The organism is Pseudomonas palleroniana (assembly GCF_003031675.1).
In the GTDB taxonomy this organism is placed as follows: Bacteria; Pseudomonadota; Gammaproteobacteria; order Pseudomonadales; family Pseudomonadaceae; genus Aquipseudomonas; species Aquipseudomonas palleroniana.
Genome location: NZ_PYWX01000029.1, coordinates 1 through 25,178, shown reverse-complemented (window position 1 = coordinate 25,178; position 25,178 = coordinate 1). Strand labels below are relative to the sequence as shown.

The window sequence follows — 25,178 nt, the reverse complement described above, 5'->3', positions numbered from 1 at the left end:
GGGCATATGACGGTTAATTTTGAGGAAAGGTCAGTCTTCGGCCTCGGCCAGTAACTTGATCGCGGCTGCGCCGATCTTGCGTACCGCTTCTTCGATCTGCGGGGTTGGCTTGGCAGAGTAATTCATGCGCAGGCAGTTCCGGTATTTGCCCGATGCGGAAAAGATACTGCCCACAGCCACCTGTACCCCTTGTTCCATCAGCACGCGATTGAGCTTGAGGGTGTCGAAACCTTCCGGCAGTTCGACCCACAGCATGAAGCTGCCCTGGGGTCGGCTGGCGCGGGTGCCGGCCGGGAAGTAGCGGCTGACCCAGTCGAGGATCAGGTCGCGATTGCGCTGGTATTGGGTGCGCATCCGCCGCAAATGCGGTTCGAAATGACCGTTCTTGAGGAATTCGGCAATGGCAATCTGCGGCTGCGTCGCCGTGGAGCCGGTGCTGATGTATTTCATGTGCAGCACCCGCTCCAGATACCGGCCCGGAGCCACCCAGCCGATACGCAGGCCCGGTGCCAGGGTTTTCGAAAAGGAGCTGCAGAGCAAGACACGGCCATCTTCGTCGAAGGACTTGATGGTGCGCGGGCGCGGGTAGCTGTAGGCCAGGTCGCCATATACGTCGTCTTCGATGATCGCCACATCAAAGCGTTGGGCCAGCGTCAGCAGCGCACGTTTTCGGGCCTCGGGCATGATGTAGCCCAGCGGATTATTGCAGTTGGGGGTCAGCTGGATGACCTTGATGGGCCACTGCTCCAGTGCCAGCTCCAGGGCTTCCAGGCTGATGCCGGTGATGGGGTCGGTGGGGATTTCCAGGGCTTTCATGCCCAGGCCCTTGAGGGTTTGCATGGCGCCGTGGAAGCTCGGCGAGTCCACCGCAACGATGTCACCCGGCTCGCAGATGGCATGAATGCTGGCCGACAGTGCCTCATGGCAGCCGGTGGTGATGACGATATCTTCGGCGGTGAGTTGGCAGCCGGAATCCAGCGACAGCCGGGCAATCTGTTCACGCAACTCCATACAGCCGAGGATGTTGTCGTAATACAGCCCAGGCAGATCCTGGCGACGACTCACGCGGGCCAGGCTGCGCAGCAAAGGCTTGATGGTGGGTGACAATACATCCGGCATACCGCGGCCCATCTGTATGACATCTTTGCGTGGCACCGCGCGAATCAGTTCCAGGACCTGGTCCCACTGGGAAATCTCGACCGGCCGTTGGGCCGGGCGACCCACCTCGGGGAGGGCCGGCAGCTCGCGGCCGACGGGCACGAAGTAGCCGGACTTGGGCTTGGGCATTGCCAAGCCATTGTCTTCCAGCACGCGATACGCCTGTTGCACGGTGCTCAGGCTGACCCCGTGTTCCACACTCAGCGCCCGCACGGAGGGCAGGCGATCACCGGGGCGATAGAAGCCTTGCTCGATGCGCGTGCCCAGTAGTTCGGCAAGGTTGACGTAAAGGGTCATGGTGGCCGCTCCTGAGGGACCAGTACAGATGCAAGGAAAATACAGGATTCAAGGGGCTAAAGGCAGTATCTGTATGGATTTAATAAAACTGAGTTGAATCTGTAATGGTTTCATCCGCTCGGTGATCCTAGTCACTCATGGCAACAGGCAAATGAGGGGCGGCAAAATGAGAGGCATGAGCGATGTGCGGTTGGTGTTACACGGTCAGGAACTGGAAGCGGGGCAGGCACGCACGCTGTCGATGTCGACCCGCTGCCGCTGGAACCTGTTCTGGCACCGTCGTCACACGCGCGAGGCTCTGCTGGCGCTTACCCCGGAGCAATTGCGCGATGTGGGGCTGACCGCGGAGCAGGCCCGTGAGGAAGGTATGAAACCCTTCTGGCGCGGCTGAATCAGACCCACTCCCTGAAACGGTGCCAGAGCATTCCCAATGCCAACAGCGGCGAGCGCAAATGCTTGCCGCCGGGGAAGGTGATGTGCGGCACTCGGGCGAACAGGTCGAAGCGGCCCTGTTGCTGGCCGCTGATGGCTTCGGCCAGCAGTTTGCCGGCCAGGTGCGTGGCATTGAGGCCGTGGCCTGCATAGGCTTGGGCGTAATACACATTGGGTTGGTCCGCCAAGCGGCCGATCTGCGGCAGGCGGTTGGCGCCGATGCCGATCATGCCGCCCCACTGGTAATCGATTTTTGCATCAGCCAATTGTGGGAACACCTTGAGCATCTTCGGTCGCATGTAGGCAGCGATGTCTTGGGGATCCCGGCCGGAGTAATGGCAGGCACCGCCGAACAGCAGGCGGCGGTCGGCGGACAGGCGGAAGTAATCCACCGTCACCCGTTGGTCACACACCGCCATGTTCTGCGGCAGCAGGTTGGCGGCCTGGGCTTCGCTCAACGGCTCGGTGGCGATGATGTAGCTGCCGGCGGGCAGCACTTTGCCGCTCAACTGCGGGTTCAGGCCATTGAGATAAGCGTTGCAGGCCAGCACCAGCGTCTTGGCGCGTACGTTGCCTTGAGCCGTGTGTACGTTGACCTCAGGGCCATAGTCGATGCGTGTGACGGCTGATTGTTCGAACAGCTTCACCCCCAATCGCTGCGCAACGGCGGCCTCGCCAAGGGCCAGGTTCAGCGGGTGCAGGTGGCCGGAGCCCATGTCGATCATGCCGCCGGCATAACGCTCGGAGCCGATCACGCTGCTCATTTCGCTGGCTTGCAGCAGGCGCACTTCATGCCGGTAGCCAAGGCTGAGCAGTTCTTCGGCGTCTTCAGCCAGGCCCTGCAGGTGCTGAGGCTTGTTCGCCAGGTCGCAATAACCCCAGGTCAGGTCACAGGGGATCTGATAGCGCTCGATGCGCTCGCGCACGATTTGCACTGCCTCCAGGCCCATCAACTTCATCTGGCGCACGCCGTCGGTGCCGATAACGTTGGCGAACTGGTCCAGGCCGTGGCCGACGCCCCGAATCAACTGGCCGCCGTTACGCCCGCTGGCGCCCCAACCGATCTTGCGGGCTTCCAGCAGCACTACGCTGAAGCCGCGCTCGGCCAGTTCCAGCGCGGTATTGAGCCCGGAATAACCACCGCCGATCACGCACACATCCGCACGCATTTCGCCGGCCAGCGCCGGGTAGTCGGGTTGCAGAACGCTGCTGGCAGCGTAGTAAGACGTGGTGTGCCGGGCGCTGGCAGTCATGGGCGCATCCCTGTTTGGAAAATTTGACGCAGGATACAGCGGTCGGATGAAGCTGTCTGCGCAGGGCGTTTTGCGTCAGAATTCATGCCTATTCGCCGTTCGGTAACTGTGTTGATGAGTTGCAACAGTCAGAAAATCAGCGCGCTGCGCCGACAGATTCCCTCGTTCGAGTGCGTTCCCGGTTGCCACGACTGCTGTGGGCCAGTGACCACGTCACCTGAAGAAATGTCGCGCCTGCCACGCAAGACTGCCGCCGAACAGGAGGCGGCCATGGACGAGCTGAACTGCGTGCACCTGGGCCCCAACGGTTGCACGGTGTATGACGAACGCCCGTTGATCTGTCGGTTGTTCGGTACCACCAAGACCTTGCCGTGCCCCAATGGGCGGCGCCCGGTGGAGCTGATTCACCCACGGGTGGAGAAGCAGATCCACGAATACATGGCGAGTACGCGACAGGTGCTGGTCTGACGGATATAGGCAGTCAAAAAATGTGGGAGGGTGGGCCAGTCAATCCGGGATCGGCAGGTTCAGGCTCTCTTTGACTTCTTCCATCACGATATAACTCTTGGACTCCCGCACATGGGGCAGCTTGAGCAGGATATCGCCAAGCAATTTGCGGTAGGAGGCCATCTCCGAAATCCGCGCTTTCACCAGGTAGTCAAAGTCCCCCGACACCAGGTGGCACTCCAGCACATGGGGCAGTTTCAGTACGGCGCGGCGGAATTCTTCAAAGGTGTCGCCGGACTTGTAATCGAGGCTGATCTCGACAAATACCAGCAAGCTACCCTTCAAGTGCTGCGGGTTCAGCCGCGCGTTGTAGCCCATGATGATCCCTTCGCGCTCCAGCCGACGCACGCGCTCGGTGCATGGCGTGGTCGACAGCCCCACCTTTTCGCCAAGCTCTGTGAACGAAATGCGTCCGTCGGTTTGCAGGATGCGCAGGATATTGCGGTCGATCTTATCCAGCTCCCGCTTGGTCTGAGTGTTGGTACGCATAGGGGATACGCCTCTGTGAAAAGGGTTACTGCCGAGAATTGTCGCCAAATATAGGCAGTTATATAGTGAAATGCACTGGCGATTGCTTTTTATACTGCGCGCATCATTGCTCGAACAACACACGTCAGCGGCCAAGCCGTGATGAGGATATAAAAATGCGCGTTCTGGTCTTGGGTAGCGGCGTCATTGGCGTGACCAGTGCCTACTATTTGGCTCGGGCCGGCTTTGAAGTCGTGGTGGTCGACCGTCAGCCTGCCGCTGCCATGGAAACCAGTTTCGCCAACGCAGGCCAGGTTTCCCCTGGTTATGCCTCGCCCTGGGCCGCGCCGGGCGTGCCGCTCAAGGCCATCAAGTGGCTGTTGCAGCGTCATGCACCGCTGGCGATCAAAGCCACCGCCGATATCGATCAATACCTGTGGATGGCGCAGATGTTGCGCAACTGCACCGCCAGCCGTTATGCGGTGAACAAGGAGCGCATGGTCCGCCTGTCCGAGTACAGCCGCGACTGCCTCGATGAGTTGCGCGCCGAGACCGGCATTGCCTACGAGGGCCGCAGCCTGGGCACAACCCAACTGTTCCGCACCCAGGCCCAGCTCGATGGCGCCGCCAAGGACATCGCCGTGCTGGAAGAGTCTGGCGTGCCGTTCGAGCTGCTTGATCGCGCTGGAATTGCCCGCGTGGAGCCGGCGTTGGCCAGTGTCACGGATATTTTAGCCGGTGCCCTGCGCCTGCCCAACGACCAGACCGGTGATTGCCAGATGTTCACCACGCGTTTGGTCGAAATGTGCAAGCAACTGGGCGTCGAGTTCCGTTTCGAACAAGACATCCAGCGCCTGGATTATGCCGGCGACCGCATCAATGGCGTGTGGGTCGACGGCAAGCTGGAAGTTGCCGACCGCTACGTGCTGGCCCTGGGCAGCTACTCGCCGAAATTGCTCAAGCCCCTGGGGATCAAGGCGCCGGTATACCCGCTCAAGGGTTACTCGTTGACCGTACCGATCACCAACCCGGCGATGGCGCCGACATCGACCATTCTCGACGAGACCTACAAGGTCGCCATCACCCGTTTCGACAACCGCATCCGGGTGGGCGGCATGGCTGAAATAGCCGGTTTTGACCTGTCGCTCAACCCGCGTCGGCGGGAAACCCTGGAGATGATCGTCAACGACCTTTATCCTCAGGGCGGCAATTTGGCCGAAGCCACGTTCTGGACCGGCCTGCGCCCGACCACCCCCGACGGTACACCGATTGTCGGCGCAACCCCGTTCAAGAACCTGTTCCTGAACACCGGCCATGGCACGCTCGGCTGGACCATGGCCTGCGGCTCCGGTCGTTTGTTGGCCGACCTGATGGCCAAGAAAACCCCGCAGATCAGCGCCGAAGGCCTCGATATTTCCCGTTATGGCAACCACCAGGAGTCCGCAAAACATGTCAATCCAGCGCCAGCTCACCAATGAGCGCATGAGCCAGATCGTCGTTCACAGCGGTACCGTGTATCTGGCCGGTCAAGTCGGCGACGACATGAGTGCCGGGATTGAACAGCAGACCCGTGAAACCCTGGCCAATATCGAGCGCTTGCTCGACCTGGCCGGCACCGACAAAACCAGACTGCTGTCGGTGACGATCTACTTGAAAGACATCGACGCCGATTTCGCCGGTATGAACGCGGTATGGGACAAATGGCTGCCCAAAGGCGTCGCTCCGGCGCGTGCCACGGTTGAAGCCAAACTGTGCGAGCCGCAAATTCTGGTAGAGCTGTCCGTCGTGGCCGCGCTGCCTTAAACCCGGATTCCTCCCCGGTGCCGACGTTATGGGTCGGTACCGGTTTTTCTTCACTTTGCCGCCTAGAAGCCTGCCGCCATGCGTCCTGCCCGTGCCCTGATCGACCTCCAAGCCCTGCGCCACAATTACCAATTGGCCCGTGAAGTCACGGGGGCCAAGGCCCTCGCCGTGATTAAGGCCGATGCCTACGGTCATGGTGCCGTGCGTGTGGCACAGGCGCTGGAAACCGAGGCGGACGGGTTTGCCGTGGCGTGTATCGAAGAGGCGCTGGAACTGCGCGCCGCCGGTATCCGTGCGCCGGTACTGCTGCTGGAAGGTTTTTTCGAAGCCAGCGAGCTGCCGCTGATCATCGAGCATGATTTCTGGTGCGTGGTGCATTCGTTATGGCAACTGGAGGCCATCGAGCAGGCCCGCTTGAGCAAACCGCTGACGGTCTGGCTCAAGCTGGATTCGGGCATGCACCGCGTGGGCCTGCACCCCAAGGACTATCACGAGGCTTACCAGCGCCTGCTGGCCAGCGGCAAAGTCGCCAAGATCGTGTTGATGAGCCACTTCGCCCGCGCGGATGAGCTGGATTGCGTGAGCAGTGATGAGCAGGTTGCGGTGTTTGACGCGGCGCGCCAAGGCTTGTCGGCCGAGGTGAGCCTGCGCAATTCGCCTTCGGTGATGGGTTGGCCGGCGGTGGGCAGCGACTGGGTACGCCCGGGCATCATGCTGTATGGCGCCACGCCGTTTGGTGAAGACCAGGCCATTGCTGCGCGTTTGCAGCCGGTGATGACCCTGGAGTCCAAAGTCATCTGTGTGCGTGAGTTGCCGGCCGGCGAGCCGGTGGGCTACGGCGCAAAATTCGTCACACCCAAGCCGATGCGCATCGGTGTGGTTGCCATGGGCTATGCGGACGGTTATCCACGTCACGCGCCTACCGGCACACCCGTGCTGGTGGCCGGCCAGCGCAGCCAATTGCTGGGCCGTGTTTCCATGGACATGCTGTGTATCGACCTGACGGACGTACCCCAGGCCGGTCTCGGTTCGACGGTGGAGCTATGGGGTAAAAATATCCTGGCCAGTGACGTCGCCGCCGCTGCCGAGACGATTCCCTACCAGATCTTCTGCAACCTGCGCCGCGTGCCAAGGCTCTATTGCGGCGCTTGAGCGCCAGGTACGAACACAGCTGCCCGGGATTTAGGCCCAAGTGTTGTAAATACTGAACGCTGTCGCCATGATAACGCTCAAATACAACAACGCCTGAATCCTAGGAGGCTCCTGCATTGGACGTCGGCGAACGACTGCAATCCATCCGTAAGCTCAAAGGTCTTTCCCAGCGTGAGCTCGCCAAGCGTGCGGGCGTCACCAACAGCACCATTTCGATGATCGAAAAAAACAGTGTCAGCCCCTCGATCAGCTCCTTGCGCAAGGTGCTGGGCGGCATCCCCATGTCCATGGTCGAGTTTTTTTCCGAGGAGATCCTCCAGGAAATACCGACGCAGATCGTCTATAAAGCCAATGAGCTGATCGACATCTCGGACGGTGCCGTCACCATGAAGCTGGTGGGCCGTGCACACCCCAGCCGGGCGATTGCGTTTCTCAACGAAATCTACCCGCCGGGTGCCGACACCGGCGAAGAGATGCTCACTCACGAAGGCGAGGAAACCGGGATTCTGGTGGAGGGGCGGCTGGAGTTGGTGGTCGGTCTTGAAACTTTTGTGCTCGAAGCCGGCGATAGCTACTACTTTGAAAGCACCAAGCCGCACCGTTTTCGCAATCCGTTCGACGTGCCGGCGCGACTAATCAGCGCAGCCACACCCGCGAACTTTTAAAAAAGAGGCGCCCTGCCAGCGTTGCAGAGGCATCCGTAGCTGTATTCCGTGAGGTCGAATCTCCCTTTGTTTAATAGGGTTGTTTCGGCCCAACGGGCTAACCGTTATACTTTCGCCGCCTGCGAAACCGTGGCCGCAGGCGTGAATAGCCACCATTGAGGGTGAACGCGTGAACCTAATTATGAAAATGCTGGCTGCACCAGCAACCGTATTGGCCCTATGGGCTGTCAGCGCTCAAGCTGCGACCAATGATGAGATTGCCAAACGCTTGGAGCCTGTCGGCCAAGTCTGTGTTCAGGGCCAGGAATGCAAGGGAATGGAGGTTGCCGTGGCGGCGGCCGGCGGTGGCGCGGCTAAAACGCCGGATGATGTAATTGCCAAGCATTGCAACGCGTGCCATGGCACCGGACTGCTGAACGCGCCGAAAATTGGTGATACGGCCGCCTGGAAAGAACGGCTTGGCCATGTCGATGCCGTACTGGCAGAACTCAAGATCGAGGCTCCCGAAAAAGGTACCAAAGGTTTGGCGCAGGTCGCCAAGCATGGTTTGAACGCAATGCCGCCGATGGGCACCTGTGCTGATTGCAGCCTTGAAGACCTTGAAGGCGCAATCAAGAAGATGTCTGGCCTGTAATCCGCCGAACTTCGCCAAAAAGCCGCTGACCAGCGGCTTTTTTGTGCCCGTTGTTTATGATTCGCAGCTGTTCATTGCAGCAAAGACCCGGCAAGCTCGGTCCAACCCCTAATCACGGAATGTTCAGGAGTGTCGGATGGTGCAGTTGTGTTCAATCGAGCAAGCAGTTGACGACGTGCTGGCGCGCTTGCCGGCGCATATCCACATGGGCATGCCGCTGGGGCTGGGCAAGCCCAACCTGTTCGCCAACGCTCTGTATCGACGTATCGCCAAGCTGCCGGAGCGATCGCTGACGATCTACACCGCACTGAGCCTGGGCCGTCCCACCCTGGGTGATGGTTTGCAGAAGCGCTTTCTCGAACCCTTTATCGATCGGGTATTCGGCGATTACCCGGAACTGGATTTTCTCGCCGACCTGCACAAGGACAGCTTGCCCAGCAATATCCGCGTACAACAGTTCTTCATGCAGCCTGGCAGCCTGCTCCACAGTGCGTCGGCCCAGCAGGACTACGTCAGCAGCAACTACAGCCATGCCGCTCGCGACATCAACTCAGCCGGCCTGAATCTGGTGGCGCAGTTGGTGGCCAGTAGCGCCGAACACCCTGACCGCCTGAGCCTGAGCTGCAACCCGGATATCACCCTTGACCTGTTGCCGCTGATCGCCAAGCGCCGCGAAGCGGGTGAGACCATCCTGATCGTCGGCCAGGTCCACAGCGATTTGCCTTACATGCCTGGCGATGCCGAGCTGGGCATTGACGCATTCGACTACCTGCTCGACGAAAAGGACAGCACCACGCTGTTCTCCACACCGAATATGCCGGTGGGTTTCCAGGATCATTTTATCGGCCTGCATGCCAGCACCTTGGTGCGCGATGGCGGCACCTTGCAGATCGGTATTGGTTCCATGGGCGATGCGCTGACCGCCGCTCTGCTGGCGCGTCAGGCGGATAACGAAGCTTACCGGCTACTGTTGACGGACCTGGATGTGTACCAGTGGGCACCGCTGATCAGCCGTGAAGGCGGCGTCGCGCCCTTTGCGCGGGGCCTCTATGGCTGCAGCGAAATGTTCGTCAATGGCCTGCTGGTGCTGGCCGATGCCGGCATTGTGCGGCGTAAGGTCTACCCCGATGTGGCGACCCAGGCGCAAGCCAACGCCGGCACCCTGGATGATGCAGCGCAGCCCGACGGCGTATCGATCCATGGCGGTTTCTTCCTCGGGCCACGCAGTTTTTACCAGCGCTTGCAGGAAATGACCCACGCCAAGCGTCTTGAATTCAACATGACCCGCATCAGCTACATCAACGAGCTGTATGGCCAGGAAGAACTCAAGCGTTTACAGCGCCAGGATGCCCGCTTTATCAACAGCGCGATCATGGTGACGTTGCTCGGTGCGGGCGTGGCCGACCAGTTGGAAGACGGTCGCGTGCTCAGCGGCGTGGGAGGGCAGTACAACTTTGTCGCCCAAGGCCATGCGCTGGAAGGCGCGCGTTCGATCCTGATTCTGCGCAGTTGGCGCGAGTCGGCAGGGGAGGTCAGCTCCAATCTCGTCTGGGAGTATGGCCACTGCACTATCCCACGGCACCTGCGGGACATCGTCATCACCGAATACGGCATTGCCGACCTGCGTGGGCAGACTGACGCCAAGGTGATCGAGGCGCTGCTCAACATTACCGACTCCCGTTTCCAGGACGACTTGATCAAACAGGCACAGAAGGCCGGCAAGCTGCCCGAGGATTTCCAGCTGGACCCGCGTTTTACCGACAATACGCCGCAGCGGCTACAGGCGCTTCAGGCTCGGCATCGGCGGTTGTTTCCCGAGTATCCACTGGGCACTGATTTCACTGATGAAGAAAAAGATCTGTTGCGCGCATTGAACTGGCTCAAGAGCAAATTCAAGCTGACGGAGATTCTGGAGTTGGGCAAGGCTGCGCTGGATGCGCCGGAGTCGGGGGCGTTTCCTGAGCACCTCAAGCGGATGCGGTTGGATAAGCCCGAGGGGCTGAAGGAGGACCTGTATCAGCGCCTGCTACTGGCCGGCTTGCAGGCCACCGGGCACTGACAGCTAACCTGAATAAAATGTGGGAGGGGGCTTGCCCCCGATAGCGGTGCGCCAGTCAACGAATGTGTTAGCTGACCCACTGCCATCGGGAGCAAGCCCCCTCCCACATTTTGATCTGTATTCACCGGGTATTTGCTGTGCAGCAAATCACTCGATGAAGGTGACAACACCACCGGCCAGCGATTTAACCCGCGCCAGCGACTCAACCCGATAACCCTGCGCGTCCAGCTCCGCACGGCCACCCTGGAAGGATTTCTCGATCACGATGCCCAGGCCCGCGACGGTTGCGCCGGCTTGCTTGATGATCGAAATCAGCGCCTGCGATGCCTTGCCGTTGGCCAGGAAATCGTCGATGACCAACACGCGGTCGCTGCTGGTCAGGTGGCGCGGGGAAATGGCCACGGTGCTTTCGGTTTTCTTGGTGAAGGAGTACACCGTGGCCGACAGCAGGTTTTCAGTCAGGGTCAGGGACTGTTGTTTGCGGGCGAAGATTACCGGCACGCCGAGATTCAGACCGGTCATGATCGCTGGTGCGATGCCCGAAGCTTCGATGGTGACGATCTTGGTGATGCCCGAATCCTTGAACAGCGCGGCGAATTCGTCGCCGATCAGCTTCATCAGTGCCGGGTCGATCTGGTGGTTCAGAAAGGCGTCGACCTTGAGTACCTGATCGGAAAGCACGATGCCTTCTTCGCGAATTTTCTTGTGCAGTGCTTCCACGGAAAGCTTCCTCTGTTGACGCAGCGTGCGTCGAAAGTAGATTAAAAAGTAGTCGATTCTAGCGCTTTAACATCGCGCGTATATCTGCCAAGGCGGTGTTGCCGCGAACGGCCTTCACCTCGGTGGGGGTGTCGTCATTGCCTTCCCAGGCCAGATCATCCGGCGGGAGTTCGTCGAGGAACCGGCTGGGGGCACAATCGATGATTTCGCCATATTGCTTGCGCTTGGCAGCAAAGGTGAAGGCCAGGGTCTGGCGCGCGCGGGTAATGCCTACGTAGGCCAGTCGCCGTTCTTCTTCGATGGTGTCGGCTTCGATACTGGAGCGGTGCGGGAGAATTTCCTCCTCCATGCCCATGATGAACACGTAGGGGAACTCCAGGCCCTTGGAGGCATGCAAGGTCATCATTTGCACACCTTCGGCGCCGTCTTCCTCTTCCTGCTGGCGTTCGAGCATGTCGCGCAGCACCAGCTTGCCGATGGCGTCCTCGACGGTCATCTCGCCGTCTTCGTCTTTTTCCAGGGTGTTCTTCAGCGCTTCGATCAGGAACCAGACGTTGCCCATGCGGTAATCCGCGGCCTTGTCGCTGGAGCTGTTGGTGCGTAGCCAGTTCTCATAGTCGATGTCCATGACCATGCTGCGCAGCGCGCTGATCGGATCTTCGCCGGCGCACTGCTCGCGCACCTTGTCCATGAAGCGCTTGAAGCGCGACAGGCGGTCGGTGAAGCGGGTATCCAGATGCTCGCCCAGGCCGATTTCATCGGTGGCCGCGTACATCGAGATCTTGCGTTCGGTGGCATAGTTGCCGAGCTTTTCCAGGGTGGTGGAACCGATTTCCCGACGTGGCACGTTGATTACGCGCAGGAAGGCGTTGTCGTCGTCCGGGTTCACGATCAACCGGAAGTAGGCCATCAGGTCCTTTACTTCCTGGCGTCCGAAGAAGCTGTTGCCGCCCGACAGGCGATACGGCACCTGGTGGTGCTGCAATTTCAGTTCGATCAGTTTGGCCTGGTAGTTGCCTCGGTACAGAATCGCGAAATCGCTGTAGGGCCGGTCGGTGCGCAGGTGCAGGCTGAGGATTTCCACGGCCACGCGCTCGGCTTCGGCGTCTTCGTTACGGCAGCGGATCACGCGGATCTCATCGCCATGCCCCATCTCACTCCACAGTTGCTTTTCGAACTCGTGGGGGTTGTTGGAGATCAGCACGTTGGCGCAGCGCAGGATACGGCTGGTGGAGCGGTAGTTCTGCTCCAGCATCACCACTTTCAGGGACGGGTAGTCCTCTTTGAGCAGCATCAGGTTTTCCGGGCGGGCGCCACGCCAGGCGTAGATCGACTGGTCGTCGTCGCCTACCACGGTGAACTGGTTGCGCTTGCCGATCAGCATTTTCACCAGCAGGTATTGGCTGGCGTTGGTGTCCTGGTATTCGTCCACCAGCAGGTAGCGCACTTTGTTCTGCCATTTTTCGAGGATATCGGCGTGTTCCTCGAACAACTTCACCGGCAGCAGGATCAGGTCGTCGAAGTCCACCGCGTTGAACGCCTTGAGCGTGCGTTGATAGTGGGTGTAGACGATGGCGGCGGTCTGTTCCTTGGGGTTGCGCGCATTTTCCAGGGCCTGGGCCGGCAGGATCAGGTCGTTTTTCCAGGCGCCGATCATGTTCTTGATCTCATCCACGCCGTCGTCGCCTGCGTATTCCTTCTGCATGATGTCGGTCATCAGCGACTTCACATCGGTTTCGTCGAATATCGAGAAACCTGGCTTGTAGCCCAGCCGCACATGCTCCTTGCGGATGATGTTCAGGCCCAGGTTGTGGAAGGTGCACACAGTCAGGCCACGGCCTTCGCCGCTCTTGAGCAGCGTGCCGACACGCTCTTTCATTTCGCGCGCCGCCTTGTTGGTAAAGGTCATGGCGACGATGTACTGGGCGCGGATGCCGCAGTTCTGGATCAGGTGCGCAATCTTGCGGGTGATCACGCTGGTCTTGCCGGAGCCGGCGCCGGCGAGCACCAATAGAGGGCCGCCGACGTAGTTCACGGCTTCTTGCTGCCGGGGATTGAGTCGGGACATACGGAATTCAGGGGGTCGTTGTTCAAAAGGGCGGGCATTTTAACAGGCTGGCAGGATTCTGCTCTCACAGAACGACGGTGTGACGTACCACTCGATCTAAATTTGCCGGTTTTGATACTTTGTCGCAGGATGTGGGAGCTTTTTGCAGCGGATGTGTGCAGCCTGTGCCTCTGATAAGCCTTATCATGGGTGATTCTCAGGCCGCACGTCATACTGCCCGCCGCCATTGAAATCTTGCAGAGTCTAGGGAGCTAGCTTGTCTACGCCTGTCGAACCCTTGCGTTTGCTGCTTCTGGCCGATCCGCCTGAGTGGGCAGCGTTGTTGCGCGAGTGCCTGGTGCCGATGGGCGATGGGGCTGTGCTGATCAGTGCGCCCAACTGGGACTCGGTGAGTCGTCTGTTCGATGACGACCACAGTGCCGTGCTATTGACCACGCCCAGCCTGCAACCCGGCCCTGGCCGTTGCAGCCTGCCGTGCGTCTTGCTGTTGGAGCAGGAACCACTGGTTTCGCCGCTGGGTGTCAGCGACTGGCTGGTGCGCAGTGTATTGGATGCCGATACGTTGCGCCGCTGCCTGCGCCATGTCCGTGAGCGCGGTGTGTTGGAGAACACCTTGCAGCGCCTGGCCGAACAGGATCCGCTCACCGGTATTGCCAACCGCCAGGGTTTCCAGACCCTGCTGGCCGCACGACTGGCGGAAAACGAAGGGCGAGGCCTGGCGCTCGGCCATCTGGACCTCGATAACTTCCGTCATGCCAACGATGCCCTGGGCCACCAGGCCGGCGACCGGTTGATCCTGCAAGTGGTCTCACGGCTCAAGAGCCAGCTTGAAGCCGGGGACCAGTTGGCGCGCCTGGGCAGTGATGAGTTCGCCCTGCTGATCGATACCCGGCGTGCGCCCCAGCGTGCCGAATGGATGGCCGAGCGCATCACCGAAGTGATGGCCGAGCCGTACTGGGTCGACGGCGAAAGCTTGTTGATCGGTTGCAGCCTCGGTGTGGCGCATGCGCGCGCACGCGCCGGTGCCGACCCGTTGATGTGGCACGCCCATATCGCCATGCAGCAGGCCAAGAGCACCCAGGGCTGTACCTTTCATATCTTCAACGAACGCATCAACCGTAACGCCCGCAGCCTGGCCGACCTGGAAAGCGAGCTGCGCCGCGCGTTGCGCCGTGACGAGCTGGAATTGCATTACCAGCCGCGCCTGGACCTGGACGACGGGCATATCGTTGGCCTGGAAGCCCTGGTGCGCTGGCGCCATGGTGAACGGGGCCTGTTGCCGCCCAGTGAGTTCGTACCCCTGGCCGAGCAGAGCGGTTTGATCGTGCCGCTGGGTTATTGGGTGATCTCCCGAGCCTTGCGCGACATGCAAGACCTGCGCGAGCGCGATCTGCCGCGGCTGCACATGGCCGTCAACCTGTCGTTTCGCCAGTTCCAGGATAGCCAGTTGCTCTCCACTCTCAGTCGGTTGATCGCCGAGCGTGGCGTGGAGGCCAAGTGGCTGGAGTTCGAGTTGACCGAGACCGCCGTGATGCGTCGCAGCGATCTGGTCAAGCAGACCATGGATGCCTTGGGGCGCCTCGGTGTGCGGTTCTCCCTGGATGACTTCGGCACCGGTTTCTCATCGTTCGTGCACCTCAACAGCTTGCCGATTGCATTGTTGAAGATCGACAAGAGTTTCGTGGGGGGCATGGAAGAGCGCGAAGAGAACCGCAAATTAGTCCACGCGATGATCAACCTGGCCCACAACCTCAACCTCGAAGTAGTGGCCGAAGGCGTGGAAACCCCTGAGCAGCTGGCGTTGTTGCGTCTGTTTGGCTGCGACCAGGCCCAGGGTTACCTGATCAGCAAGCCGCTGCCCTTGCCGGAGCTGGTGGAGTACCTGACGTTCGGCAAGAGCCAGGAGGCGCTGTTGGGCTAGTGGCTTGCAGGCCCTAGTCCGGCAGCATGGCCTGAAATTCAGTGCGAATTTCAGGCTCCTGGCGAATCATCCGCTTCATCTTCGCTTCAAACGCCCAGGTCAGGGCGATGGCCGCGCACGCCAACCCCAGCGCCAGGCCCCACCACACCCCGGTCGGTCCCCAGCCCAGGGTAAAGGCCATCAACCACGCCGAGGGTGCGCCGATCAGCCAATAGCAACCCAAGCCCACCAGAAAAGTGGTCTTGGCGTCCTTCAGTCCGCGGATGCAGCCCATGGCGATGGTCTGCACGCCGTCGAACAGCTCAAACCAGGCGGCCACGGCCAGCAGGCTGACTGCCAGGACGATGACATCGTGGAAGGCGGGGTCGTCATGGTCCAGGAAAAGCCCGATCAGCGGGTCGGAAAACAACCAGAGTACCGCCGCAAACCCTAGCATTATCATCGCGCCAAAACCGATGCCGACTCGCCCGGCCAAGCGCGCCTGCAGCAGCTGCCCGGCACCGTAATGCTGGCCGATGCGCATGGTTACCGCGTATGACATGCCCGCCGGCACCATGAACGCTACCGAAACAATTTGCAGCGCGATCTGGTGCGCCGCCAGCTGCGTGCTGCCCATGGTGCCCATGCACAGCGCCGCGAAGGCGAACAGCCCGACTTCCACCGCATAGGTGCCACCAATCGGCAGGCCCAGGCGCCACAGCTCGCGCAGGTATCGGGTGTTGAGGCGTAGCAGGCCCGAACCCAGCGGGTAGGCCGCGTAGGCCCGGTTGCTGCGGATGTACCACATCAGTGCCAGGGCCATGCTGGTGGCTACGATGGCCGTCACCAGGCCGATGCCCATCAAGCCCAGTTTCGGCAGGCCGAACATACCTTCGATCAACGCATGGTTGAGCAGGTAGTTGAGCACGGTGCCGCACAGGCTGATCACCATGACCGGCGTCGCCTTGCCGATGGCGCTGGTAAAGCCGCGCAGCGCCATGAAGCTCAGGTAGCCGGGCAGGGCGAACGGCAGGATCGTCAGGAATTGCCCCGCCGCGTGCACGTTGGATTCGGTTTGGCCGAACATCAATAGCACTGGCTTGAGGTTCCACAGCAGCAGCGCCGCCGCCAGGGCCATCAGCCAGGCGAGCCACAGCCCGGCCTGGGTCAGGCGGGTGGCGCCTTCGATATCGCCCGCGCCGTGACGAATGGCAACCAGGGTGCCCACGGCGGCAATCACGCCAATGCAGAAAATCGCCACGAATGAGTAACTTGCTGCACCCAGGCCACCACCGGCCAGGGCTTCGGGGCTCAGGCGGGCCATCATCAGGGTGTCGGTCAGCACCATCAGCATGTGGGCCAACTGTGAGGCAATCAACGGCCCCGACAGCCGCAGAATGGCCCAGAGTTCGCTACGCGCCGGATGTTGCATGATCATCACGCTCGAAAAGTCAGAGGGTTGGGGAAGGGTTGATTCTCGACGCTCTGGGTTCAATGCACAAAACGATAAATGCGATCATCAGCATGATAAAAACTCATGCCTGAGGGATTCTGGTAGGGTTTGAGGATTGCCCCGTAGGAGCTTCTCAATGTCTCGTCGTATGCCTGCGCTTTATGCCTTGCGCGCCTTTGAAGCCGCTTCCCGGCATAACTCCTTCACCCGTGCGGCGCAGGAGCTGTCGATTACTCAGAGTGCAGTGAGCCGGCACATTCGCACGCTGGAGGAGCATTTTGCCTGCCGCCTGTTCCAGCGCAGCGGTCGGACCTTGCAGCTCACTGAAGCCGCGCGCCTGTTGTTGCCCGGCGTGCGCGAAGGTTTCGCTGCCCTAGAGCGGGCCTGCGAGACCTTGAACGCCGAAGATGACATTGTGCGCATGAAGGCACCGCCTACGTTGACCATGCGTTGGCTGCTGGCGCGGCTCAGTCGCTTCCGGGCCCTGCAGCCGGGCAATGAGGTGCAACTGACCAGCGCGTGGATGAGCGTGGATGAGGTGGACTTCAATCAGGAGCCCTTCGACTGCGCGGTGCTGCTCAGCTACGGGCATTTTCCGGCGGATCTGGAGGCCGTTTACCTGTTCCCCGAGTTGCTGGTTCCAGTGGGGGCGCCGAACCTGCTGGAGGATGGGCCTTGGGACGTCGCGCGCCTGGCCGGCGCCGAACTGTTGCATCCCACGCCCGACCGCCGCGATTGGCGAAACTGGCTGGAGCGCATGGGGCTGTCATCCCAGGTGTCGCTCAAGGGCGGGCAGGTGTTCGACACCCTTGAGTTGGGCATGATCGCTGCCGCGAGAGGTTACGGGGTCTCCATGGGCGATCTGTTGATGGTGGCCGAGGATGTGGCCCAGGGGCGCTTGAGCCTGCCCTGGCCGACAGCGGTCGCCAGTGGGGAAAATTACTACCTGGTATGGCCGAAAACCCGCCCCGGTGGTGAGCGCTTGCGGCGGTTGGCGGAGTTTCTTCAAGGGGAAGTCCGTGCGATGGAATTGCCACAAGTTGAGCGCCTGGATTGAGCGTAGGTTGCAATCGTTTGCGCGATACCTCTGCACAGCACTCAAGTATTGCCCGCACTCGCCGAAGAAGGGGTGTTGGAACTATCGTGCCCTATTGCTACCCACTAGATAATTTGCCGAGCAACGCTATGAGATCAGGATGATCCTGGCCTCGGCCAGGAGCTGTCATGTCTCAACCTCGCGCTCGGATCGCCTCCCAATTGGGTCTCGCCTTGGCCGTGATTCTGGCTGTCGCCATCAGCGGCAGTACGGTTTTCGCCCTGCGTTCCCTCGACTCCGCCAACCTCGACACCCGCGAGGAACACCTGGCCAGCGAGGCACGCCTGCTCGCCGATCAACTCAACACCTTCCACGGCACCTTGCGCGAAAGTACCCAGCGTTTGAGCGGGCTGTTTGAAAAGCGCTTCGGCGCCGGGTTGAGCTTGCGGGCGGACCAGCCGGTTACCGTGGCCGGTGTGCAAACGCCGAGCCTGTACCTGGGCGACGTGGTGTTGAACAACAACTTCGGGGAAGTGGACGCTTTCAAGCAAATGTCCGGCGGTGTGGCGACGGTATTCGTACGCAGCGGTGAAGACTTTGTCCGCGTCAGCACCTCCTTGACCAAGCAGGACGGCAACCGCGCCATCGGCACCGTGCTCGATCACCAGCACCCGGCGTACCAGCGCCTGCTGGCTGGGCAGGGTTATGTCGGCCGTGCGGTGTTGTTCGACCGGGCCTATATGACCCAGTACACCCCGGTGCGGGACGCTGGCGGCAAAGTGATCGCCGTGTTGTTCATCGGTTTTGACTACACCGATGAGCAGAAGGCCCAGTTCGACAATCTCAAGCGTTTCCGTATCGGCCAGACCGGTTCCCTGGCCTTGCTCGATGAACAGAAACACTGGCTGGTACCACCCGCTGGCGTGCAGGCACCGGACCAGGCCATCCCAGTGATGCTCGAACTGGCGAAAGCGCCGGGCGAAGGGCAATTCTGGAGTGACAAGAACGAAGACTTCTATAGCGTCGCGGTGCCCTTTGAGGGCGGCCCGTGGTCGGTTGTGGCGAGCATGCCGAAGTCCGAGATTCGCTCGGTGACCTGGGCGGTGGGGATCCGCCTGGTGATCGGCAGCGTGTTGGCGATGTTGCTGGCGGTGGGCGCAGTGGTGTGGTTGCTGCGCCGCAAACTGCAGCCCCTGAGTGACCTGGTGCGCCAGGCCGAAGCCCTGGGTGCCGGCGATTTGAGCGCACGCTTGAACGTGTCCAGCCATGATGAAATCGGCCAGTTGGCGCGCGCCTTCAACCAGATGGGCGAAGCGCTGTCGACCATGGTGTCGCACATCCGCAAGGCGGCCGAAGAGGTCAATAGCCGGGCGCAGGCATTGTCCGGTCTGTCCGGCGGCGCGTATGAAGGCATGGAGCAACAGTCCGGCGAGATCACCAGCATGGCCGGTGCGGTGGAAGAATTCAGCGCCACGTCGTTGAACATTGCCGACAACATGGGCAATACCGAACGCCTGGCCCAGGAAAACGCCCAGCAAACCCGTATCGGCCGTACCTCGATGCAAGAGGCGTCGTCGTCCCTGGAACACATCGCCGCTGCGTTGAACAGCACGGCTACGGTGATCAACACCTTGGGCCAGCGTTCCCAGGAAATCGGCGGGATTGTGGGGGTGATCACCTCGATCGCCGAACAGACCAACCTGCTGGCGCTCAACGCCGCGATCGAGGCCGCCCGTGCCGGTGAGCAGGGGCGTGGCTTTGCCGTGGTTGCTGACGAAGTGCGCAACTTGGCGTCGCGTACCCGCCAAGCCACTGACGAAATTTCCGGGATGATCCAGAGCATCCAACAGGAAACCGGCAACGCCATCAGCACCATGGAACACGGCAATGTGCTGATGCAGGAAGGCTTGTCGCGTAACGCCGACGTGGCCTCGGCCCTGGCACGTATCGACGAACAGAGCCGCTCGGCCGGGCAGCAGTTCGCGGCGATCACCACGGCGACCCAGGAGCAGAGCAGCACCGCAAATGTGCTCAGCAGCAATCTGCAGAGCATTGCGTTGGCCAACAGCGAGCAGCGCGAAGTGGTGTCGAACCTGGCGATTACCGCCAAGGAGCTGGAAACCCTGGCGGCGGGCTTGCGCCATGAAGTAGATCGGTTTCGTTGATCGTCTTGGCCTGAGTGGCGGCGCTGGCTTCGAACGGTTCATCGTTGATCGGCCGGGCTGGACGCCGCAGGCCGGTACTGCAGCGCTTCGGCAATGTGGTCTCGACCTATTTTGGTCGAGCACTCCAGATCTGCGAGAGTGCGCGCAACTTTCAGCAGCCGGTGGGCTGCTCGAAGGGATAGGGTGAGCCGCTCGCACGCACTCTCCAGCCAGGCCTCATCCGGTTTGGACAGCGCGCAATGCTGGCGTAACCCCGGTAGATCGAGAAACGCATTGGCGCAGCCCTGACGCGTTTGCTGGCGCTCGCGAGCCTCGGCCACGCGTACTGAAGCCTTCTGCGTGTTATCGCCAGGCTGCGGCGTCGGATTAAGTGCGGTTGTTTCCCGGGCGACGGTCAGGTGCAGGTCGATGCGATCCAGCAACGGCCCCGAGAGTTTGTTGCGGTAGCGCTGGACCTGCTCCGGTGTACAGCGGCAGCGCCCACTGGGTTCGCCCAAGTAGCCGCAAGGGCAGGGGTTCATGGCGGCCACCAACTGGAAACGGGCCGGGAAACTGACGCGATCACGGGCGCGGGAGATGACGATATGCCCTGACTCCAGCGGTTCGCGCAGCACCTCCAGTACCTTGCGATCAAACTCTGGCAACTCATCCAGAAATAACACGCCGTGATGGGCCAGGGTAATTTCGCCCGGCTGTGGTTTTGAACCGCCGCCTACCAGCGCCGGCCCGGAAGCCGAGTGGTGCGGCTGGCGAAAGGGCCGGTGCGGCCAATGGCTCAGCGGCGCCTCGCTGACCACCGATTGAATCGCCGCGACTTCCAACGCTTCCTGCTCACTCAACGGTGGCAATAACCCGGGCAGCCGGCTGGCGAGCAAGGTCTTGCCGGTGCCGGGCGGCCCGCTGAGCAGAAGGTTATGCGCGCCCGCAGCGGCAATCAGCAGCGCGCGCTTGGCCGCACTCTGACCCTGTACTTCGCTCAGGTCCGGGTAAGGTTTGTTCAGGCACAGCAAACCGTCGGACTTGTAGGGCTCGATCGGCACATGCCCGTTCAAGTGCGCCACCACCTGCAACAGGTGATCCACCGCAATTACCTTCAACCCCGACGCCAGGCAGGCCTCTTCGGCATTCGCCCGAGGCACTATTACAGTGCGCCCGGCCTTGCGCGCTGCCAGCGCCGCCGGCAACACCCCTTTGACTGCCCGCACCTCGCCGGACAGTGCCAACTCTCCCAGGCATTCCACATCGTCGAGCATCAATGCCGGCACCTGCACACTGGCCGCCAGGATTCCCAAGGCAATCGCCAGATCAAAACGCCCGCCGTCCTTGGGCAGGTCGGCGGGCGCGAGGTTGAGGGTGATGCGGCGGGACGGGTATTGCAGTGCGCAGTTGAGGATCGCACTGCGCACGCGGTCCTTGCTTTCCTTCACAGCCGTTTCCGGCAAACCCACCAATGTGAGCGATGGCAGACCATTGGCCATGTGCACTTCGACGGTCACTGCGGGGGCTTCGACGCCAACCTGGGCGCGGCTGTGGACGATGGCGAGGGACATGCGCGTTCCTTGAAAAGGGTGCCGCTTCTTGCGGTTTTTCAAGGGTAGACGAGGCGGGGAAGAGCGAAGCGAGGGAGGTTTTACAGAACGTATCCGGCGCAGGCAGCAACGCTTAAGTGGGCTCTGCCGGGCTAACGCTCGACAGCGCCCACACTGACCGTGCTCATTCGGCGGGTGGCGTCAGCCTGGCTTCCAGTTCCGCCACCTTCGCCTCCAGGCTCTCGAGTCGCGCTCGCGTGCGGGCAAGCACGACCATCTGGCTGTCAAATTCTTCCCGGCTCACCAGGTCGAGCTTGCTGAAGCCGCTTTGCAACAGCGCCTTGAATTGGCTTTCGATTTCAGTGCGAGGCAGCGGGGTTTCGCCGCTGAACAAGCGAGAGGCGTGGCCGCTGAGGGCGTCGAGGAAGTCTTTGGGCGCGAGCATGGGAAATATTCCGGAAAACTGTTGGGCGCCAGTGTATCACGCAGCGTCTATAGTCTTTTTCACGGCCGCGAGCGCACGCTTTTCGCGCAGGAGGTCTGGCGGTGGCGCACTGTTTTTGTGCGCATTGGCGTCGTCAAAACGCCCTGCGGGTGGGCACAAGTGGGCAATGGACTGATTTCAATGATTTTTACGGAGCTGGCAAGGTTTCTGCTTAGACGATCATGACCCATGCACTGATGCAGTCGCTGTGACGAATGCAGTGCGCCGACGGATCAGGGGTACAGGTTTCGTCACCAGTGGTTCGCTGGCGTCGCCACGGTAATTGTCGAGGCGACGATGCGTTACAAAGCCAGGCACTGCGCTTAGACTTGAGACGGGTTTGTTTTCCTGGGGCAAGTCCACCAATTCGGGAGAGAGTTTTCATGAAGCTAGTCACTGCCATCATCAAGCCGTTCAAGTTGGACGATGTACGCGAGTCACTGTCCGAGATCGGCGTGCAGGGCATTACCGTTACTGAGGTCAAAGGCTTCGGTCGGCAGAAGGGTCATACCGAGCTGTATCGCGGCGCGGAATACGTGGTCGATTTCCTGCCGAAGGTGAAGATTGATGTCGCCATTGACGACAAGGATCTTGACCGGGTTATCGAGGCGATAACCAAGGCGGCCAACACCGGCAAGATCGGTGACGGCAAGATCTTCGTGGTCAATCTGGAACAGGCTATTCGCATCCGTACCGGCGAAACCGATACCGACGCAATCTAAGCCGCCAAACCCCTTAACGCCCCAGGAGAAAACAATATGACTCTGCGTAAATTCGCAGGGCTAGGAGCCCTGTTGTCCCTCGTAATGCCTGCCCTGGCATTGGCGGCGGACCCAGCACCTGCTCCAGTCCTCAATTCCGGCGACACGGCATGGATGCTCACCTCCACCGCGCTGGTGCTGTTCATGACCATTCCGGGTCTGGCGCTGTTTTACGGCGGCATGGTGCGCTCCAAAAACATTCTTTCCGTGATGATGCAGTGCTTCGCCATCACTGGTCTGATCACCATCCTGTGGTTTGTCTACGGCTACAGCATGGCGTTCGATACCACCGGTATGGAAGCGGGCGTCGTCAACTTCAACTCCTTCGTGGGCGGCCTGTCCAAGTTGTTCCTGTCGGGTGTGACCCCAGCGAGCATCACGGGCCCTGCGGCGCTGTTTCCCGAGGCAGTGTTCGTCACCTTCCAGATGACTTTCGCCATCATTACTCCTGCGCTGATCGTCGGTGCTTTTGCCGAGCGTATGAAGTTCTCCGCGATGCTGATCTTCATGGGCGTCTGGTTCACCCTGGTCTACGCACCGATTGCCCACATGGTATGGGGCGGTCCGGGTTCGTTGCTGGGCGACTGGGGCGTGCTGGACTTCGCCGGTGGCACCGTGGTGCACATCAACGCGGGTGTGGCTGGCCTGGTGGCGTGCCTGGTACTCGGCAAGCGTAAAGGCTTCCCGACCACCCCGATGGCACCGCACAATCTGGGTTACACCCTGGTCGGCGCGGCCATGCTGTGGGTGGGTTGGTTCGGCTTCAACGCCGGCTCCGCAGCGGCTGCCAACGGTACTGCCGGTATGGCCATGCTGGTGACCCAGATCGCTACCGCTGCTGCGGCACTGGGCTGGATGTTCGCCGAGTGGATCACCCACGGTAAGCCGAGCGCACTGGGCATCGCCTCGGGCGTGGTGGCTGGCCTGGTGGCAATCACTCCAGCCGCCGGCACCGTGGGCCCGATGGGCGCACTGGTGATCGGCCTGGCCGCCGGTGTGGTGTGTTTCTTCTGCGCCACTACCCTGAAACGCAAGCTGGGTTACGACGACTCCCTGGATGCCTTCGGCGTGCACGGTATCGGCGGTATCCTGGGTGCGATCCTGACTGGTGTGTTCGCGGCGCCTTCGCTGGGCGGCTTCAACGCAGCCACCACTGATATCGCGTCGCAAGTCTGGATTCAGTGCAAAGGCGTCGGCTTCACCGTGATCTACACGGCCATCGTGACCTTCATCATCCTCAAGGTGCTGGATGTGGTGATGGGCCTGCGGGTTACCGACGAAGAAGAAGCGGTCGGCCTCGATCTGGCGCAACACAACGAACGCGGTTACAACTTGTAAATCCGCGAAAAAAAGATGCCCGGCTTGCCGGGCATTTTTTTGTCTGGCGTTTGTCAGTTCCAAAAGGCTGTAACGGTTTTTGTGCGGACTTTGTGATGCGGCGCACACGGCACTTTTTACCGTGCGAATGTCTTACAGGCATGTAGGCGTATTCGGCACTTTGTTTTTTTCCAGAGCACGCTAGAATGCGCGCCGATAGGCGGAGAACTGTATGTGGCAACAGACCCTGATTACTCTGCGGGCCAAGCCCCGGGGCTTTCACCTGGTAACCGATGAGTTGCTCGCCGGCTTGCCTGAATTGAAGGCATGTCGCGTGGGCCTGTTGCATCTGTGGCTGCAGCACACCTCGGCTTCGTTGACGGTCAACGAGAACGCCGATCCGGCGGTTCGCCGTGACTTCGAACGTTATTTCAACTCACTGGTGCCGCAGGGCCGTGCGGGGTTTGAACACAACGACGAAGGTCCGGATGATCTGCCGGCGCACTTCAAGGCCAGTCTCCTGGGCTGCCAGCTGAGTCTGCCGGTCAAGGCCGGCCGCTTGGCGATGGGGACCTGGCAAGGTGTTTATCTGGGCGAGCACCGTGATCATGGCGGTGCTCGTAAAGTCCTCGCCACCTTGCACGGTGATGAGGCATAAGCCACTGGTTATCCGGTGGATGTTGATTTTTTTCCGGCGACCTTCGACAGAAGGCGAAGCTGGGCTATAACTAATCTGCTTTTCGCAAGTCATGAGGTAGAACATGAGCGACGATGATCTGGAAAACGACGACCTCGAAGTGGGTGACGACGACGACACCGAAGAAGGTCTTGAAGCCGCGGCGGAAGACGTTGCTGAAGACGACGGTGGCGATGATGTACCTGTTCCTGCGGCCAAAGGCAAAGCCAAGGCTGCGGTTTCGGTAGACGAACTGCCGAGTGTTGAAGCCAAGAACAAAGAGCGCGACGCGCTGGCCCGTGCGATGGAAGAGTTCCTCGCCAAAGGTGGCAAAGTGCAGGAAGTCGAGGCTAACGTGGTGGCAGACCCACCGAAGAAGCCGGATAACAAGTACGGCAGCCGACCTATCTGAGGTCAGGCACCTGCTTGTAAGAAAAAGCCCGCCGTCGCTGCGGGCTTTTTCATGCCCTGGTCATTGTAGTGAGCGGGCTTGCCCCGGTACAAACCGGGGACATCGTTTACATTTCTAACCGGGGACATGGTTTACAGGCTATCACGCATGATCAGGAGGTAACTGATCATGCCCTGGAACCAAGAGTCCCCTATGAACCAACGAATCAAGCTGGTCGTCGACTGGCTTT

At 60.7% G+C, this 25,178-nt stretch carries 22 protein-coding genes and 2 pseudogenes; 16 read left to right on the top strand and 8 right to left on the bottom strand.

Going from position 1 to position 25,178, the window contains the following annotated elements; genetic code table 11:
• Positions 1 to 30: 30 nt before the first annotated feature.
• Positions 31 to 1,455, bottom strand: a complete 1,425-nt coding sequence (locus C9383_RS08620) for an aminotransferase-like domain-containing protein (RefSeq protein WP_060753657.1) — start codon at positions 1,453 to 1,455, stop codon at positions 31 to 33.
• 166 nt (positions 1,456 to 1,621) lie between these two features.
• Here C9383_RS08620 and C9383_RS08615 point away from each other — a divergent pair, with 166 nt between their 5' ends.
• A complete protein-coding gene (locus tag C9383_RS08615; RefSeq protein ID WP_090367986.1) occupies positions 1,622 to 1,846 on the top strand; it encodes a DUF1127 domain-containing protein in 225 nt (74 codons plus the stop codon).
• A gap of 1 nt (position 1,847) precedes the next feature.
• Here C9383_RS08615 and C9383_RS08610 read toward each other — a convergent pair whose 3' ends face one another.
• A complete protein-coding gene (locus C9383_RS08610; RefSeq protein ID WP_090367988.1) occupies positions 1,848 to 3,140 on the bottom strand; it encodes an NAD(P)/FAD-dependent oxidoreductase in 1,293 nt (430 codons plus the stop codon).
• A gap of 114 nt (positions 3,141 to 3,254) precedes the next feature.
• Between C9383_RS08610 and C9383_RS08605 the strand changes: the two genes are divergently transcribed.
• Positions 3,255 to 3,608, top strand: a complete 354-nt coding sequence (locus tag C9383_RS08605) for a YkgJ family cysteine cluster protein (protein ID WP_017135860.1) — start codon at positions 3,255 to 3,257, stop codon at positions 3,606 to 3,608.
• 39 nt (positions 3,609 to 3,647) lie between these two features.
• On the opposite strand, the gene C9383_RS08600 is transcribed toward C9383_RS08605, so the two are convergent.
• Positions 3,648 to 4,136: an Lrp/AsnC ligand binding domain-containing protein gene (locus C9383_RS08600; protein WP_003176896.1), complete on the bottom strand. Its 489-nt coding sequence runs from the start codon at positions 4,134 to 4,136 to the stop codon at positions 3,648 to 3,650.
• Between the two features lie 155 nt (positions 4,137 to 4,291).
• Here C9383_RS08600 and dadA point away from each other — a divergent pair, with 155 nt between their 5' ends.
• The 7 genes and pseudogenes from dadA (at position 4,292) to C9383_RS08570 (ending at position 10,428) form a co-directional block, all read left to right on the top strand.
• Positions 4,292 to 5,593 (top strand): D-amino acid dehydrogenase, encoded by a 1,302-nt coding sequence (dadA, locus tag C9383_RS08595; protein WP_090367989.1) that lies wholly within the window; start codon positions 4,292 to 4,294, stop codon positions 5,591 to 5,593.
• Positions 5,565 to 5,918 carry a RidA family protein gene (locus C9383_RS08590; protein WP_060753653.1) on the top strand — a complete coding sequence of 118 codons (354 nt, stop codon included), beginning with the start codon at positions 5,565 to 5,567 and terminating at the stop codon, positions 5,916 to 5,918. Before dadA ends, C9383_RS08590 begins: the two co-directional genes overlap by 29 nt.
• 78 nt (positions 5,919 to 5,996) lie before the next feature.
• A complete protein-coding gene (gene alr / locus C9383_RS08585) occupies positions 5,997 to 7,070 on the top strand; it encodes an alanine racemase (protein WP_060753652.1) in 1,074 nt (357 codons plus the stop codon).
• Positions 7,071 to 7,186: 116 nt separating this feature from the next.
• Positions 7,187 to 7,735 carry a cupin domain-containing protein gene (locus tag C9383_RS08580; protein ID WP_003176893.1) on the top strand — a complete coding sequence of 183 codons (549 nt, stop codon included), beginning with the start codon at positions 7,187 to 7,189 and terminating at the stop codon, positions 7,733 to 7,735.
• Between the two features lie 181 nt (positions 7,736 to 7,916).
• A pseudogene (locus C9383_RS08575) lies at positions 7,917 to 8,288 on the top strand (c-type cytochrome); the annotation flags it as partial.
• Positions 8,277 to 8,369: pseudogene (locus C9383_RS28630) on the top strand (c-type cytochrome); the annotation flags it as partial. The pseudogenes C9383_RS08575 and C9383_RS28630, both read left to right, overlap by 12 nt.
• A gap of 136 nt (positions 8,370 to 8,505) precedes the next feature.
• Positions 8,506 to 10,428: an acetyl-CoA hydrolase/transferase C-terminal domain-containing protein gene (locus C9383_RS08570; RefSeq protein ID WP_090367991.1), complete on the top strand. Its 1,923-nt coding sequence runs from the start codon at positions 8,506 to 8,508 to the stop codon at positions 10,426 to 10,428.
• 147 nt (positions 10,429 to 10,575) lie between these two features.
• On the opposite strand, the gene C9383_RS08565 is transcribed toward C9383_RS08570, so the two are convergent.
• Positions 10,576 to 11,148: a xanthine phosphoribosyltransferase gene (locus C9383_RS08565; RefSeq protein ID WP_003195447.1), complete on the bottom strand. Its 573-nt coding sequence runs from the start codon at positions 11,146 to 11,148 to the stop codon at positions 10,576 to 10,578.
• A gap of 58 nt (positions 11,149 to 11,206) precedes the next feature.
• On the bottom strand, positions 11,207 to 13,216 hold the full coding sequence (rep, locus tag C9383_RS08560) for a DNA helicase Rep (RefSeq protein ID WP_060753649.1): 2,010 nt from the start codon (positions 13,214 to 13,216) through the stop codon (positions 11,207 to 11,209).
• Positions 13,217 to 13,472: 256 nt separating this feature from the next.
• On the opposite strand from rep, the gene C9383_RS08555 reads away from it, so the two are divergent.
• Positions 13,473 to 15,137 carry a putative bifunctional diguanylate cyclase/phosphodiesterase gene (locus C9383_RS08555; RefSeq protein WP_060753648.1) on the top strand — a complete coding sequence of 555 codons (1,665 nt, stop codon included), beginning with the start codon at positions 13,473 to 13,475 and terminating at the stop codon, positions 15,135 to 15,137.
• A gap of 13 nt (positions 15,138 to 15,150) precedes the next feature.
• Here the strand turns inward: C9383_RS08555 and C9383_RS08550 are convergent, their stop codons facing one another.
• Positions 15,151 to 16,554, bottom strand: coding sequence for a NorM family multidrug efflux MATE transporter (locus C9383_RS08550; RefSeq protein ID WP_090367993.1), 1,404 nt, complete (start codon positions 16,552 to 16,554; stop codon positions 15,151 to 15,153).
• Positions 16,555 to 16,705: 151 nt separating this feature from the next.
• Between C9383_RS08550 and C9383_RS08545 the strand changes: the two genes are divergently transcribed.
• Complete coding sequence (locus C9383_RS08545) at positions 16,706 to 17,626, top strand: LysR substrate-binding domain-containing protein (protein WP_060753646.1); 921 nt, start codon at positions 16,706 to 16,708, stop codon at positions 17,624 to 17,626.
• Between the two features lie 167 nt (positions 17,627 to 17,793).
• The gene (locus C9383_RS08540) at positions 17,794 to 19,770 is read left to right on the top strand and encodes a methyl-accepting chemotaxis protein (RefSeq protein WP_090367995.1); all 1,977 of its coding nucleotides are present in this window, start codon (positions 17,794 to 17,796) and stop codon (positions 19,768 to 19,770) included.
• Between the two features lie 38 nt (positions 19,771 to 19,808).
• Here C9383_RS08540 and C9383_RS08535 read toward each other — a convergent pair whose 3' ends face one another.
• A complete protein-coding gene (locus C9383_RS08535; protein ID WP_090367997.1) occupies positions 19,809 to 21,320 on the bottom strand; it encodes a YifB family Mg chelatase-like AAA ATPase in 1,512 nt (503 codons plus the stop codon).
• 163 nt (positions 21,321 to 21,483) lie between these two features.
• Positions 21,484 to 21,744, bottom strand: a complete 261-nt coding sequence (locus C9383_RS08530; protein WP_060753624.1) for an accessory factor UbiK family protein — start codon at positions 21,742 to 21,744, stop codon at positions 21,484 to 21,486.
• Positions 21,745 to 22,166: 422 nt separating this feature from the next.
• On the opposite strand from C9383_RS08530, the gene glnK reads away from it, so the two are divergent.
• The 4 genes from glnK to sutA all read left to right on the top strand — a co-directional run bounded on the left by glnK (position 22,167) and on the right by sutA (position 24,949).
• Positions 22,167 to 22,505 (top strand): P-II family nitrogen regulator, encoded by a 339-nt coding sequence (gene glnK, locus C9383_RS08525; RefSeq protein WP_002555808.1) that lies wholly within the window; start codon positions 22,167 to 22,169, stop codon positions 22,503 to 22,505.
• 36 nt (positions 22,506 to 22,541) lie between these two features.
• The gene (locus C9383_RS08520; protein ID WP_090367999.1) at positions 22,542 to 23,882 is read left to right on the top strand and encodes an ammonium transporter; all 1,341 of its coding nucleotides are present in this window, start codon (positions 22,542 to 22,544) and stop codon (positions 23,880 to 23,882) included.
• Between the two features lie 211 nt (positions 23,883 to 24,093).
• The gene (locus C9383_RS08515) at positions 24,094 to 24,519 is read left to right on the top strand and encodes a secondary thiamine-phosphate synthase enzyme YjbQ (protein WP_060753622.1); all 426 of its coding nucleotides are present in this window, start codon (positions 24,094 to 24,096) and stop codon (positions 24,517 to 24,519) included.
• Positions 24,520 to 24,622: 103 nt separating this feature from the next.
• Positions 24,623 to 24,949, top strand: a complete 327-nt coding sequence (gene sutA, locus C9383_RS08510; RefSeq protein ID WP_060753621.1) for a transcriptional regulator SutA — start codon at positions 24,623 to 24,625, stop codon at positions 24,947 to 24,949.
• Positions 24,950 to 25,178: the final 229 nt, after the last annotated feature.